The organism is Sorangium sp. So ce362, assembly GCF_051519845.1.
GTDB lineage: Bacteria > Myxococcota_A > Polyangia > Polyangiales > Polyangiaceae > Sorangium.
Window position 1 is genome coordinate 1,743,374 of record NZ_CP150332.1, and the last position, 14,354, is coordinate 1,757,727.

Genomic DNA, 14,354 nt, shown 5'->3' on the forward strand with positions numbered 1-14,354 from the left:
GACGCCGCTCGGTGCCGAGGAGACTACATGATGGCTGCCATGCGCTCCCTCCCGCCTGCCCACCGCCCTCTCGCGGACGCGCTCGCGCTCGGCCCGGCCCTGCTCGCGCGTGCCCGCTCGGCCCCCGAGGCGCCGTGGATCGCCGCCAGCCTCGTCGAGGGCCCCGCCGTGGTGCTCGGGGCGGTCCAGCGCGCCGCGCGCGTTGTCGACCTCGCGGCCTGCGCTGCGCGCGGCGCGAAGGTCCTGCGGCGCTCCACGACCGGCACCGCGGCCTTCCTCGGCGGGCGCGGCGTCCTCTGGACCCTGGCGTTGCCGCACGTGGCCGCGCTCGCGCCCGACGCCACCACCCGGACGCTCTTGAACCGCAACGTGCGCGGCTTCCTCAAGGGCTTCGCCCGCGCCGGCGCGCCGGCGCTCTACGGCGGGCGCGAGTGGATCTCGCTGCAGCACCGCCCCGCCGCGCTGCTCGGCATCGACGCCACGCGGGACGGCGCGGTCCTCATCGAGGTCTTCGCAGGCCACGACGCGCCCCTCGCGATCCCCGCGGAGCTCGCGGCCCCGGACGAGCGTGCCGTCGATCGCTGGCTGGGCAAGGCGCCGGCGGCGCTCTCCGAGGTCCTCCCGGCGCGCGTCTCGCTCGAGGCGCTCGCGCGCGCCGTCGTCGAGGCGGTCGCGCTCCGCGCGGCGCTCCCGCTGGTCGATGGCGGAGAGGCGCCGGAGCTTGCCGCCGAGCGCTTCCAGGCCATCACCGCGCCCGACGACCCGGCGCCGCCGGGCGCCGGCGACGCGGTGCTCGCACGTGTGCCGATCGGCTGGATCGAGGCCGCGGCGCTCGGCGAGGCGCCGGCGCGCGCGTGGCTCGGCGGCGATGTCCTCGCGGCGCGCTGGCTCCTGGAGGATCTCGGCCGGGGCGCGGCCCCTGCGCCCCCGGATGCCGGGACGTTGCCGCTGGAGGGGGCCAGCCTCTCGGATCTGCGCGCGCTCGCGCAGCGCGCGCTCTCGGCGGAGCGCGACGGCGGAGCACGCCCCCCGCGCGTCGCCCACGACGTCGAGGAGGGCTGAGCAGCTGACGTCGAGCTGCGCAGTCTGCTGCTGCGCAGTCTGCTGCTGCGCAGTCTGCTGCTGCGCAGTCTGCTGCTGCGCAGTCTGCTGCTGCGCAGTCTGCTGCTGCGCAGTCTGCTGCTGCGCAGTCTGCTGCTGCTGCGCAGGCCGCGCGCCTCAGGCCAGCGCCTGGCACGGCGCGAGATCGCTCGCCAGGAGCCCATGCAGTGCGCCGGTCGCGCCCCCGGCGAGGAGGCCGGCCAGCGCAGGGCGGGGGCGCGGATCCGGCTCGGGAACGTGCCGCCCTCCGTCGAGGCGATAGCGCCAGCGGGGACCCCGGTCGATGAGATCGGTGATCGCGCCGAGGAATCGATCGATGTCCGCCACGCTGGTGCCGACGCCGAAGCTCACGCGCACCGCGCCGGGCACCGCCGCGCCTCCCGACCCCTCCTGGGCGTGAGCTCCGGCGAGCGCGCTCATGAGCGGGTGCGCGCAGAACGAGCCGTCGCGGACGCCGATGCCGTGCTCGGCGCTCAGCGCCGCGGCGAGCACGCCGGGATGGAAGCCCCGCACATTGAACGTCACGACGCCGATGCGCGGGCTCGCCGGGCCCCACATCGCGAGCTGCTCGACGCCCGGCACGGCGCGGAGGCCGCGCGTGACCCGGTCGAGCAGCCTCGCCTCGTGCGCCGCCACGGCGGACATGCCGACCTCGCCGAGCGCACGGCAAGCCGCGGCCAGCGACACCGCGCCAACGACGTTGGGGGTGCCGGCCTCGTGGCGCGGCGCGCCGCTCGCCCATTCGACACCATCGAGCGTGACGCGCCGGACGGCGCCCCCGCCGGCGAGGTAAGGGCGCGCGGCGTCGAGCCAGTCCCCGCGACCGACCAGCACGCCGCCGCCGAAGGGGGCATAGAGCTTGTGACCGGACAGCGCGAGGTAGTCGGCCCCGATCGCGTCGAGATCGATCGCGCGGTGGGGCGCGAGCTGGGCCGCATCCACGGCCACCCGCGCCCCGCGGCGATGGGCCACAGCGGCGAGCTCCGAGAGCGGCCACAGCTCGCCCGTGACATTGCTCGCCCCCGTCACGGCGAGCAGCCCGTGGCGCGAGGACACGCCGCGCAGGGCGTCGTCGGCCCGCGCGATCGCCTCGTCCGCGCTCGCGGGCACCGGCAGGACAATGGACCGGCCACGCCGCCACGGCAGCTGATTCGCGTGGTGCTCCGAGGCGAAGGTCACCACCGTGGTGTCCTCGGGCAGCGCCGCGGCGAGCAGGTTGAGCGCATCGGTCGTGTTCCTCGTGAACACCACCGTATCTCCGGCGCGCGCTCCGACGAACTCGCCCACCTCCCGGCGAGCGGCGGCATGGAGCTCGGTCGTGACCGTGGACGCGAACCCCGCGCCGCGATGCACGCTGCTGTACCAGGGCAACAGCGTTGTGACCGCATCGAGCACCGCGCGGAGGCACGGGGCGCTCGCCGCGTAATCGAGGTTCACGTAACCCACCTGCGCTCCGGTGACGAGCGGCACGGTGAGGTCCGCACCGACGACGGGTAAAGGGAGAGCGCCGATTGCGGGCGGCGCCGGCACGGCCGCAGCAGGACGCCAATCCACGACGGGAGCGATCGACATATCACCTCACGAGTCCAGGAGACTCCGGGCGACCAGAGTCCGCGCTTGCCAGCCGCTCATGCGGCCGGCCAGGTCGTCACCCGGGACACCCCACCGCGGTTCGGAGGGTTGTCGGCCAGCGAGCCGGGGCTACGCGCTGGCGCTCATGACCTGCGCATACAGTACCTCGATGGCTGCCTCGTGGCAAGGGCCTGCGCGACAGCGCAGCGGCTCGCCCGGCTGCGGGCGCCGGTACGGCGGTTGCATCGTGATGTTCCACGGTACGGCGATGCTGCCCATCGCCGCTCCTGGACAGGACCCTCACGGCCGCTCTTGCCGGACGAGGCAGAAGGCGCCCGTGTGCCCTGCACCCTGCAGCGCTTCCCGAGAGAACCCATGAAGACAACCACGCCCGCCCTCGGTCTCCTCTTCTTCCTGTGCGCCTCCTGCAGCGTGAACGAGAAGGTCGCTCCGCTGGGCACCGGCGGCGCCGCGCCGGACGACGCGGGCGCGGTGCCGGACGCCTCCGGGGGCGGCGCCGGCGACGACCTGTTCGCCCAGCTCCCGACGATCACGCCGACGGCCACCGGGCAGCGGGGCGCGGCGGCGACGGTCGATCTCCGCGGCTCGCTGGCCGCCATCGAGGTCCTGAAGCGAGGCGGCAACGCCGTCGACGCCGCGGTCGCCGCGGCGGGCGTGCTCGGCGTGACCGATCCGTTCTCCTGCGGCATCGGCGGCGGCGGCTTCATGCTCATCTACCTGGCCAGCGGGGACAAGGTGATCGCCCTCGATCACCGCGAGACGGCGCCGTCGCGGCTCGAGGCGGGGTCCTACTACGAAGACGGCGTCCCGGTGGCGTTCCCCGAGCTCGTCACCAGCGGCCTCTCGGTGGGCGTGCCCGGCACCGTGCGGGGCTGGAGCGACGCGCTCCGCCGTTATGGAACCCTCGGGCTCGGGGACGTGCTCCAGCGGGCCATCCAGGTCGCGGAAGCGGGGTTCGACGTCGACCCGACCTTCTTCGAGCAGACCCGCCGGAACCTGGCGCGCTTCCAGGCGATCACGAGCACCAGGGCGCTCTTCCTGGGGCCTGACGGCCAGCCGTGGCCCGTCGGCACGATCTTCCGGAACCCGGACCTGGCCAGCACCTACCGCCTCATCGCCGCGGGAGGAGAGAAGGCGTTCTATGAAGGACAGGTCGCCGCGGCCATCGTCGCCGCGGTCAAGGCGCCTCCGGTCGAGCCCGGGAGCGCGCTGAACGTCCGCGCCGGCGTGCTCGAGCTCTCCGACCTCCGGGACTACGAGACCCGCGTGCGCCCGGCGCTCTCGACCACGTACCGGGATCGTACCCTCTACGGCATCGGCCTCCCGAGCAGCGGCGGGATCACCGTCGCGGAGGCGTTGAACCTCCTCGAGGGCTACGACACGGCCACCCTCACGCCGGTCGAGGTGCTCCACCGCTACCTCGGCGCCTCCCGGCTCGCCTTCGCCGATCGAGGCGCCTTGCTCGGCGATCCCGAGTTCGTGGACGTCCCCGTCAAGGGGCTGCTCTCGAAGGACTACGCCGATTCGCGGCGCGCCCTGCTCGACCTCCTCCAGGCCCCGGCCGCCGCGGCGGCGCCGGGCGACCCGTATGCGTTCCAGCGCGATCCGAGCCCCGCGCCGGCCCGCGCCAGGAAGGCGACGGGCCGGCGCGCCGGCGCGAACGACGCCCACGACAACGAGACGACCCACATCTCGGTCAGCGACGCCGCCGGGAACATCGTGTCCTATACCTGCACCATCGAGGACGAGGGCGGCAATGGCATCGTCGTCCCCGGCCACGGTTTCTTGCTGAACAACGAGCTCACCGACTTCACCCTCCTGCCCGACCCGAGCGCGCCGCACCCCAACGTGCTCGAGCCGGGCAAGCGCCCGCGCAGCAGCATGAGCCCGACGCTCGTCTTCAAGGACGGCAAGCCCGAGCTCGCGCTGGGCTCGCCGGGCGGGGCCACGATCATCACCACGGTGCTGCAGATCCTGGTCAACACCATCGACCTGGGCCTCCCCATCGACGAGGCGCTCGCGGCGCCGCGCGTCTCGCAGCGCAACTCCGGCGACGGATCGACCGACGCGGAGACGGCGTTTCTGAGCGCCCCCGAGGCCGAGGGGCTCACCTCCATGGGCCACGTCCTCTCCGACGCGGCCACGCTGGGAGGCGAGATCGGCGCGGCCACCGCCCTCCGCTTCAACGGCGACGGCACCGTGACCGCGGTCGCCGAGCCGGTCCGACGCCACGGTGGGAGCGCGATGGTCGAGCAGGAGCGGTAGGCGCGGCGCGCTCGCGTCCCTGGAGCTCGAGGAGGGGTGAGCTCACCGCGCCGGCGGCCAGGCGCCGATCTGCGCGAACGCGGTGAACCAGTCCTCGAGGTGCCATGTCCGCGCGATCCGGCCGTCCCGCAGCGCATGAAAATCGTGGCACGGGATGCTGATCTCCTTCCCGCTCGGCGCCACCCCCATGAAGGGGCCGGCTCGGTCGGATCAACGGCACCCCTGTTCGCCATGCTGGCCCCTTCTTTCCCGGGTGGTTCGGCGGTTCACGTCGCCGACAGCCGGGCCGTGCCGATCGGCAATGAGCACGCCAGCGCTCAGCTCGCCCACCTCTCGGCACGTCCGCCCCGCGGCCTGCCCCATCGAGGCGCTCGTCCTGCGGCCGTCGCATCAGCCATTCACCGGGGGCCGCCGTCCGGAATGGCTGCTGGCGCAGCAGCAGGCGATCCGTAGGGGTGCTGCGGCGGCAGCAATTGAACGATTCATCACGATCTATTGAAATCCTGCTTCCGCCCGGGATGTCCTCTATGAAGGCGCAGATCATCGATGTCGCCAGCTTCATGCCCGAGCGCACGGTCGTGAACGAGCCGCCCGAGGCGAGCGGGCAGGACGCTCTGGCGGACAACGCGTTCTTCAGCGGTGTCAACGAGCGGAGGTTCGCGTCGCCGGATTACCTCTCCGAGGACCTCGGCGTGCGCGCCGTCGAGCGGCTCCTGGAGAAGACCGGAGTCCGTCCCGAGACCCTCGATCTCATCGTCTGCTCGTGCATCTTCTCGGACACGTTCTGGCCCGGCATCGGTCCCGCGATCCAGCACCGCGTCGGCGCGAAGCAGGCGACGATCCTCAACCTCGACACGAGCTGCTCCTCGTACCTGTCGGGGCTCAACACGGCGAGCTTTCCGACCGTTCCCGTGCTGGCGAGGACCAGGAAGTCGCTGGCGCGGGAGGCGGGGCTGTCGCGCGCGGCGTTCGCCCGCCGCTTCACGGCCGAGCTGGGCGAGCCGCCGCTCGCTTACCTGACCCGCTGGCGCATGGGGCTGGCGTCGCGGATCCTGCTCCAGGGCGAGGCCTCCCTGGCCGAGGTGGCGCGCCGGGTGGGGTACGAATCGGAGTTCGCCTTCCGCCGGGCCTTCAAGCGCAACCGGGGGGGTGGCCCCGGCCTCGTTCCGGCGAAGCGGGGCGGGGGCGCCCGCGGCGGCGGCGACGTGAGCGCGCAGGGAAGGGAGGCCGGGGTGGTGGGGGCATTGGCCCAGGGAGATGTCACAGGAAGGCGGGAAGGCGGGAAGATCATTGATGATTTCTTCCCACCTTCCCGCCTTCATGTTCCAATGACCCCACCACCGGCGGGGGGCTAACCAAGAACGCCGCGCGCGGTTACCAGACCGCGCACGTCTTGGCCGGTCGCATCGGCGTGCCGGACGCGCACTTGAAGGCCTCGCCGAACTCCGGGAGGTTCGCGACCGGCCCGTTCACGCGGAAGCGCGGCGGGGAGTGCGGGTTCACCTGCACCATGAGCCGGAGCGCCTCGTCGCGCATCTTGCCGCACCAGGCCTGCCCGTGCGCCAGGAAGAACTGCTGATCTTCCGTGAAGCCGCCGGCGACCGTCTGCTCCGCCGCGCCCTTGCGCATCGTGCGGTACGCCATGAACGCGAGCTTCAGCCCCCCGAGATCCGCGATGTTCTCGCCCAGCGTCAGCTTGCCGTTCAGCTTCAACCCCGGCAGCGCCTCGTAGGCCGAGTACTGCGCCTCGACGCAGCCGGTCTTCGCCTTGAACGCCGCCGCGACCTCCTTCGACCACCAGTCCTCCAGGTTGCCCTTCTGGTCGAACTGCGAGCCCTCGTCGTCGAACCCGTGCGTGAGCTCGTGCCCGACCACCATACCGATGCCGCCGAGGTTCACCGCCACGCCCGACGTCACGCTGTAGAACGGCGGCTGCAGGATGCCGGCGGGGAAGACCATGTGGTTGCGCTGCGGATCGTAATAGGCGTTCACGGAGGGCGGGCTCATCTGCCACTCGTCGCGATCGACCGGCTTGTCGATCTTCCCGAGATCCCACCGCGTGTGGAAGGCGCGCGCCGCGAGCGCGTTCTTCGCGTACGACCCAGGATCGACCTCGAAATCGTACGTCCGCCACTTGTCGGGATACCCGATGAGGTACGCCATCGCGCCGAGCTTGACGAGGGCGCGCTGCCGCGTGCCCTCATCCATCCAGTCGAGCGCCCGCACCTCGCGCGCGAACGCGTCGCTGACCTCGCGCACCATCGCCTCGGCCGCGGGCTTGCTCTCGCCGGGGAAGCTCGTCTTGACGAACGGCTGCGCGAGCAGCTCGCCGAGCGCGTTGTCGGTCGCGTCCACGCAGCGCTTCCAGCGCGGCCGGACCTCCTTTTGCCCGGTCAGCGCCGATTGCATCGTGAAGCTCTCGTCGACGAACGCCTTGGGCAGCACGGGCGCGCTGGAGCGCACCACGTGCCACGCCAGGTAGTTCTGCCACGCGGCGGGCTTCGCCGATCTGAGCAGCCGCGAGAGGCCCTCGAAGAACCGGACCGAGGTCACGTTCACCTCCTTGACGTCCGGGCGGCCGAGCCCCTGGAAGTACGCGTCCCAGGGGAACTCCGGCGCTGCCTTCGCGAGCGCCGCCCGGTCCAGCTTGTTGTACAGGCCCTTCGGGTCCCGCCGCTCGACCCGCGTCTTCGACGCCTTCGCGAGCTCGGTCTCGATCTGCATCACGTCGAGCGCCGCCGCCTTCGCCGCGGCCTCCTGCGTCCCGGCGAGCCGCATCATGCGCGCGACGTGCTCCTCGTAGGTCTTGCGGATGGCCTTCGATTTGTCGTCCTCGTTGACGTAGTAGTCGCGGTCCGGCAGGCCGAGCCCGTTCTGGTCGAGCTGGGCGATGACGCGCGTCGCGTCCTTCATGTCCTGCGCAGAGGCGATGTCGAAGAGCGCCCAGATACGGCGGCTGTGGAGCTCGGTGACGAGCGCCCCGACGCCCTTCGGGTCGCGCACCCGCCGCGCCTTCGCGAGGAGATCCGCGATGGGCTTCGCGCCGGCGGCCTCGACCGCGGCCTCGTCCATGCACGAGCCGTAGTAGGCCCCGATCTTCTTGCTCACCGGATCCCGGTCGCCGGCCTGCGCGGCCTCCTCGAGGATGCGCCGGAGCTCCGCCTCGTTGCGCCGCTCGATCTCGTTGAAGCTCCGCATCCAGTAGGCTTCGTCGCCCGGGATCTCCGCCTTGGCCAGCCATCCGCCGCAGGCGAACTGATAGAAGTCCTCGCAGGGGCTCGCCGAGCGGTCGAGCGCGGCCTCGTCGAGCCCGACGTTCGCGAGCTTCGTCTCGACCACGGGGAGGCCCTGCGGCCCCGGCGGCGCCGCCGTCCTGACCGCGGCGGAGGGGGGCGCCGGCGGCGGGCCCGCGGCCGGGCCGCAGGCCGGCAGCGCAGAGAGGGCCAGGGTGATCGCGAGGGGAGCTGCGAGCGGTCGTTGCGTGCGCATGCGGCGCTCTACCACGGACCGCCGGCCGCGCGGACAGGGACCGTCGGCCGCGCGGATCAGCCAGCGATGTCGACCGGCCTTCAACTTCGCCGCCTTTGCCGCCTTCTCTTTCGCCCGGAACGCGCGGCCGGCCTCACTCGCGGTCGAGCTTCCCCATCAGGCTCAGGGTGAAGTAGGCCCCCATGTACTTGAGGTGCGGGCGCACCTCGAGGTGCACCCGGTACCAGCCCGCGCTCCCCTCCACCTCGCTCACCAGGGTCCGCGCCTTGCGGAGCGGCCTGCGCGAGCGCACGGCGGGCGACACGACATCCATGTCCGCGACATACCCGCTCAGCCAGCCGTTCAGCTCGCGCTCGAGGTCGCCGCGCTCCTTCCACGTACCGATCTGCTCCCGCTGCATCACCTTGAGGTAGTGGGCGAGCCGGCTGACGAGGAACACATAAGGCAGCTGCGTGCCGAGCCGGTAGTTGATCTCCGCGGCGCGCCCCTCGTCGCTCTGCCCGAAGTACTTGGGCTTCTGCACCGAGTTCGCGGAGAAGAAGCAGGCGTTGTCCGTGTCCTTGCGGAACGTGAGCCCGATGAAGCCCTCCTCGCTGAGCTCGAACTCGCGGCGCTCGGTCAGCATGATCTCGGTCGGGATCTTCGTCTGGATCGCGCCCAGCGCCTCGTACTCGTGGAGCGTGAACCCCTCGACCGTGCCGCCTGACTGCGGACCGATGATGTGCAGACACCAGCGGTGGCGCGCGAAGCTCTCGGCGAGCCGCGTCGCCATCGCGTAGGTGGGGGCGCCCCAGGAGTACGCCGCGTGGTTGCCGACGACGTCCTCCTCGTAGGAGAACGCCCTGACCGGGACGGTGCTCGCCCCGTAGGGCAGGCGCAGGAGGAAGCGGGGGAGGAGCAGGCCCACGTAGCGGGCGTCCTCGGACTCGCGGAACGCTGTGTACTTCATGTACTGCGGCCCCTCGAAGAGCGCCTTGATGTCGCCGAGGTGCGGCACCTTCCGGTAGTCCGTCAGCCCGAAGAACTGCGGGCCCGCGACGGCCAGGAAGGGCGCGTGCGCCATCGTCGCCACCGCCGCGCACTTCTGGAGGAGCGCGATGTCCTGGGGCCCGGGGCCGAACTCGTAGTTCGAGACGACGGCCGCGAACGGCTTGCCGCCGAAGGAGCCGAACTCGGACGAATAGACGATCTTGTAAAGGCCGCTCCTCACGAGCTCGGACGAGTCCTCGAAATCCGCGAGCAGGTCGTCCTTCGAGCAGTTGAGGACCTCGACCCGGATGTTCTCGCGGAACTCGATGTGATCGACCGCGAACTTGAGGCCGCGCCACGCGGCCTCCAGCCGCTGGAACACCGGGTGGTGCAGGATCTCGTCGATCTGGCGCGACAGCCGCTGGTCGATCTCCGCGATCCACAGGTCGATCAGCGCATTGTCGAGCGCCGCGCCGGTGTCGGGCCGGCCGGCCACCTTGTCCAGCGCGGCCTTCACGCCGCGCTTCATGTCCCGGTACGCCTCGTTGGCCGGGGAGATCCTCGTCTCCGCCAGGAGCTCCGCGAGGAGAGAGCCGCTGCTCTCCTTCGCCGGCTCTTCGTGCTGCCCCGCTTGCATGTCCACAAATTACCACGGTCGCTCGCCGGCTGGAAGCGATGGACAGCCGGCGCCCGCGCGCGGCGCGGTCCCGGGCACGCCCCGCGCCCCGATCGCGCATCGACGTTGACGACGTGACGGAGCCGCGCCCCTCGGACGCCCGCGCGGAACGGTGCAGAACGCTCCGTCAGCACGCAAGTCAGGTGTCGAGTGGACATGAAATGTACATGGCGATCGAGCGACTACAGTGTTACAAATCATTTGTGGGTGCTCTCAAGGAAGTCGCGGAAGCAGGGGTTCTCGCGCGAAGGTGCCCTCCCACATTCCCGGATCCGGGGCCGCCGCCTCCGCGACGGCGCCCGTCCTGGTCGTGGCTGCGCAGCGCCGACACCGCGCGTCGCTAGCGCCCCGAACGGCAAAAAACTCAGTGAAATCAGCGGCATAGGCACGGAGGGGCGGGGCGCATCTTCTGTCTCTCTCTCTCTCTCTCTCTCCTCTGTGCCTCTGTGGTTCGAATTCTCTGTCTTCCATCGGCGCGCCGTCGCGCGCCGCCGGTCGTGAATTTCGAGGAGAGGAGGGGCGATGGTACGCGTCGGGTTTGGCATCATCATCGGCGTGGGACTCGCCAGCTTGACAAGGATCACCCGTCCGACCGTCAAGAGGGCCATGCGGCTCGGCTTCGTCGCCGCCGCCGCCGTCAAGGGCGCGCTCGGCGAGGGCAAGGAGCGGCTCGCCGACCTCATCGCCGAGGTGAAGGAGGAGGTGGCCCGGCAAGAGCAGCGCGCCGGCACCGGCGGCGCGCAGGCGTCCGCGCACGACGGGATGGAGCCGCCCGCGAGCTGACGAGAGGGGTGTTCCGGTGACCCGGCCTCGCCGGCCGGGACCGGGAGGTGAGCCATGCCGAGCGATCGAGGGGTCTTCATCATTCACAGGGTTCCAGGGCGCGTCCGCCTCGGCGTCCCCGCGCTGCGCAGGGATCCGTCGAGGGCGGCGGAGATCGCGGAGATGGCGCGCGCCTGCCCGAGCGTCGTCGACGCGCGGGGGAGCGCGTGGGCCGGGAGCCTCACGGTCGAGCACGAGCCCGATGTCGCGCTGGAGGCCGTCCTCTCCGAGCTCGCGCTCATCCCGGAGCTCTCGGACTGCGGCTGTCATCCGCTCGATTCCCTCACGCCCCCGCCGTCGCACTGCGCCGCGCCCGTCGAGCCGCCGAGCCCCGGCCGGACGGCGCGCTTCGTGGTCAAGGCCGCGGACCGGCTGAACTCGGCGTCGCAGGTCGTCCCGCCGCAGCACGTCGACCTCAAGCTCCTCGTGCCGGCGCTCCTCGTCGGCTCGGGGGTGCTCCAGGTGATGATGGGGCGCTCCTCGGGCATGCCCCACTGGATCACGCTCATCAAGTATGGAGTCGACGCCTTCGTGGTGCTGAATCACGCCCGCATCCAGGGCTTCTTCGCGGGCGCGCCCACCGGCGGCGAGACGGGGTGACCATGGCAGCGCTTCCGCCGAGCGGGACCGAGCCGGTCTCGGTCGTCCACGCGATCTCCGGCAGGGTCCGGCTGCGGCTCCCGCGGCTCGGGCGGGACGCGGCCTTCGGCCCGCTGCTCGAGGCGGGGCTCACCGCCGTGCCGGGGGTCCTGTCCGTGCGCATCGCCGAGGGCGCGTCGAGCGCCGTCGTCGAGCACGACCCGCGGCAGGTCGACGTCGGCGCCATCGCGCGCGCCGCCGCCGCGGCCTCGGCCGCGCCGGCCCCGCGGGGGGCGCTGCGCGCCGCGCGCGACGCCAGGAAGGCGCGCCGCGCGTCCGCCCTCGCGAAGCGCCCGCTCTACCTCTCGAGCGCCGGCATGCTCCTCTCGCTCGGCAGCTTCGCCTCGCCGCTGCTCGCGTACCCGTTCATCGCCGCGACGTGCGCGCCCATCTTCGGGCGGGCGTGGGACTCGGTGGTGCGGCAGCGCAAGCTCAACGTCGACCTGCTCGACAGCCTGGCGATCGCCTCGGCCGTGGCGACCGGCGACGCCATCAACGCGGCCGGGATCATCTGGCTGGTCACGCTCGGCGACCACATCCGCGATCTCACCCAGGCGCGCGCCCGGCGCGCGATCCGCGGCCTGCTCGGGTACCAGCAGGACTTTGCGTGGGTGGTCCGCGGCGACGCGAAGGTGCAGATCCCGGTGGCCGAGCTCGCCGTCGGGGACGTCCTCGTCGTCTACACCGGCTCGGTGATCCCGGTCGACGGGACGGTCACGGACGGCGAGGGGCTCGTCGATCAGCAGACGCTGACCGGCGAGTCGATGCCGGTGCTCAAGGGCCCGGGAGACCGCTGCTTCGCCGCGACGGTGATCAAGGACGGCAAGCTGTACGTCCGCGCCGAGCGGGTCGGCGGCGACACGACCGCCGCGAGCACCGCGCGGCTCATCGAGAACGCGCCCGCGCTGGAGACGCGCGCGCAGAACTACGCGGAGGTCGTGGCGAACCGGCTCGTCCCGCCGGCGCTCGCGTGCTCGGCGGTCGTGCTCGCGGCGACGAGGGACCTCGGCCGCGTGTCCGCCATCCTGACGATCGACTTCGGCACCGGCCCGCGCGTCTCGGCCCCGACGACGGTGCTCGCCTCGATGAACGCCGCGGCGCGGCGCGGGATCCTCATCAAGGGGGGCGCCTACATCGAGAAGCTCGCGAAGGTGTCGACGGTGGTGTTCGACAAGACCGGCACGCTGACCTCCGGCGTCCCCGAGGTGACCGACTTCCTCGTCCACGGCGCCCTGCCCGAGCGCGAGGCGGCGACGCTCGCCGCCGCGGTGTCCGCGCGGCAGACGCACCCCGTCTCGCAGGCCGTGCTCCGTCTCGCCGAGGCGTGGCGGCTGTCGATCCCGGACCGGGAAGAGTCCCGCTACCTCGTCGGCCGGGGCGTGCAGGCCAGGGTCTCCGGCAAGAACGTGCAGCTCGGCAGCCCGCGCTTCATCGAGGAGCTCGGCATCCCCTGCCGCGCCGAGGCCGGCGCGAAGCGGGCGCTCGAGGCGGCGGCGAAGTCGCTCCTCTTCCTCGCCGTCGACGGGCAGCACGTCGCCACGCTCGCCTGCCGCGACGCGATCCGGGCCGAGAGCCGCGCGACCATCCGGAGCCTGCGCGAGCGCGGGATCGACGACATCGTCATGCTGACGGGCGACAGCCGCGAGGTGGCGCGGCAGGTCTCGCTCGAGCTCGGCATCACGCGGTGCTTCGCGGAGATGCTGCCCGAGGACAAGGCGGAGATCACGCGCCGGCTGACGCAGGAGGGCCGTACGGTCGCGGTCGTGGGGGACGGCATCAACGACTCTCCGGCGCTCTCGTACGCCGACATCGGCATCAGCGTGTCCGCGGGCGCGGAGATCGCCCGGGAGACGGCGGGCGTCGTGCTCGTGGAGGACGACCTGTCGAAGCTCGTCGAGGCGATCGACATCTCGCGCGCCGCCATGCGCATCATCCACCAGAACTTCTCGATGATCCTCGCCGTGAACGCGGTCGCGTACGCGCTGTCGATCCCCGGGTTCCTCAACCCGGTCGCGGCGACGCTCATGAACAACGGCTCCGCGGTCCTCGCCTGCGTGAACGGCCTCCGTCCGCTCATGGCGGCGCCGCGCAGGAGGGCCGGCGCCGGCGGCGAGCGGCGGTGAGCCGGCGCGGCGCGCGGGTCCGACGGCGGCGGACGCGTTCCGCCCCGCGCCGCGCCGCGGCCCGGTATGCGCGCTGCACGACGGATGCAATGGCCGGGAAGGAGAGCGAGATGCGCGCTGGATCGAGGTCCTCCGCCGCCGCGCGGGCGCGCGCGGCGCGCTGGGCTGTGCGCGGGCTGCCGGGCGCGGCGGTGGCGGCGGTGATCGGCTGTGTGGCCTGTGCCCAGCCGCCTGCCTCGCCGCACGTGACGGCGGTGAGCCCGGAGGAGGCCGGCCGGTACCTGATCCTCGTGGGCGGGTGCAACGACTGCCACACGCCGGGCTGGGACAGATCGAGCGGCAGGCTCCCGGCCTCGGAGTGGCTGACGGGCAACGACATCGGCTACCGCGGTCCGTGGGGGACGAGCTACGCGGCGAATCTCCGACTCTCCGTCCAGGACCTCGGCGAGGACGCCTGGGTGAAAATGTTCCGCGCAGCCGCGGGCCGCCCGCCGATGCCCTGGCTCAACTACGCCACCATGCACGAGAGCGACCTCGTGGCGATCTATCGCTTCATCCGGAGCCTCGGCGCGAAGGGCGCCCTCGCGCCGACGGCGGTGCCACCGGGGCAGGAGCCGGAGACGCCGTACATCCTCATGGTCCCCCAGCAGCCGGGGCGCAGGCCGTAGCGGCCCCTC

Annotated in this window: 10 protein-coding genes, 1 pseudogene and 1 riboswitch; of the genes and pseudogenes, 7 read left to right on the forward strand and 4 right to left on the reverse strand. The window is 72.3% G+C overall.

The window, feature by feature from the left end:
- Positions 1 to 39: 39 nt before the first annotated feature.
- On the forward strand, positions 40 to 1,062 hold the full coding sequence (locus tag WMF17_RS06900) for a lipoyl protein ligase domain-containing protein (protein ID WP_437648716.1): 1,023 nt from the start codon (positions 40 to 42) through the stop codon (positions 1,060 to 1,062).
- A gap of 156 nt (positions 1,063 to 1,218) precedes the next feature.
- Here WMF17_RS06900 and WMF17_RS06905 read toward each other — a convergent pair whose 3' ends face one another.
- Positions 1,219 to 2,673, reverse strand: coding sequence for an aminotransferase class V-fold PLP-dependent enzyme (locus WMF17_RS06905; protein WP_437601158.1), 1,455 nt, complete (start codon positions 2,671 to 2,673; stop codon positions 1,219 to 1,221).
- Between the two features lie 36 nt (positions 2,674 to 2,709).
- Positions 2,710 to 2,824, reverse strand: a riboswitch (SAM riboswitch).
- 224 nt (positions 2,825 to 3,048) lie between these two features.
- Between WMF17_RS06905 and ggt the strand changes: the two genes are divergently transcribed.
- Positions 3,049 to 4,959, forward strand: a complete 1,911-nt coding sequence (gene ggt / locus WMF17_RS06910; protein WP_437648717.1) for a gamma-glutamyltransferase — start codon at positions 3,049 to 3,051, stop codon at positions 4,957 to 4,959.
- Positions 4,960 to 5,001: 42 nt separating this feature from the next.
- Here the strand turns inward: ggt and WMF17_RS06915 are convergent, their stop codons facing one another.
- Positions 5,002 to 5,148, reverse strand: a complete 147-nt coding sequence (locus tag WMF17_RS06915; protein WP_437601160.1) for an ester cyclase — start codon at positions 5,146 to 5,148, stop codon at positions 5,002 to 5,004.
- Between the two features lie 740 nt (positions 5,149 to 5,888).
- Between WMF17_RS06915 and WMF17_RS06920 the strand changes: the two are divergent.
- Positions 5,889 to 6,119, forward strand: a pseudogene (locus WMF17_RS06920) (helix-turn-helix transcriptional regulator); the annotation flags it as partial.
- Between the two features lie 214 nt (positions 6,120 to 6,333).
- Here WMF17_RS06920 and WMF17_RS06925 read toward each other — a convergent pair.
- Both WMF17_RS06925 and tssC read right to left on the reverse strand, forming a co-directional pair.
- A complete protein-coding gene (locus WMF17_RS06925; RefSeq protein WP_437648718.1) occupies positions 6,334 to 8,448 on the reverse strand; it encodes a M13 family metallopeptidase in 2,115 nt (704 codons plus the stop codon).
- A gap of 133 nt (positions 8,449 to 8,581) precedes the next feature.
- Entirely contained in the window at positions 8,582 to 10,054 is a 1,473-nt protein-coding gene (gene tssC / locus WMF17_RS06930) for a type VI secretion system contractile sheath large subunit (RefSeq protein ID WP_437601163.1), read from the reverse strand.
- 561 nt (positions 10,055 to 10,615) lie between these two features.
- On the opposite strand from tssC, the gene WMF17_RS06935 reads away from it, so the two are divergent.
- From WMF17_RS06935 to WMF17_RS06950, 4 genes are all read left to right on the forward strand, one after another.
- Positions 10,616 to 10,876, forward strand: coding sequence for a hypothetical protein (locus tag WMF17_RS06935; RefSeq protein ID WP_437601164.1), 261 nt, complete (start codon positions 10,616 to 10,618; stop codon positions 10,874 to 10,876).
- A gap of 54 nt (positions 10,877 to 10,930) precedes the next feature.
- Positions 10,931 to 11,515 carry a hypothetical protein gene (locus tag WMF17_RS06940; RefSeq protein ID WP_437601165.1) on the forward strand — a complete coding sequence of 195 codons (585 nt, stop codon included), beginning with the start codon at positions 10,931 to 10,933 and terminating at the stop codon, positions 11,513 to 11,515.
- A gap of 2 nt (positions 11,516 to 11,517) precedes the next feature.
- Positions 11,518 to 13,677: a heavy metal translocating P-type ATPase gene (locus WMF17_RS06945; RefSeq protein ID WP_437648719.1), complete on the forward strand. Its 2,160-nt coding sequence runs from the start codon at positions 11,518 to 11,520 to the stop codon at positions 13,675 to 13,677.
- A gap of 110 nt (positions 13,678 to 13,787) precedes the next feature.
- Positions 13,788 to 14,345, forward strand: a complete 558-nt coding sequence (locus WMF17_RS06950) for a cytochrome C (protein ID WP_437601167.1) — start codon at positions 13,788 to 13,790, stop codon at positions 14,343 to 14,345.
- The last annotated feature ends 9 nt before the right edge of the window (positions 14,346 to 14,354 follow it).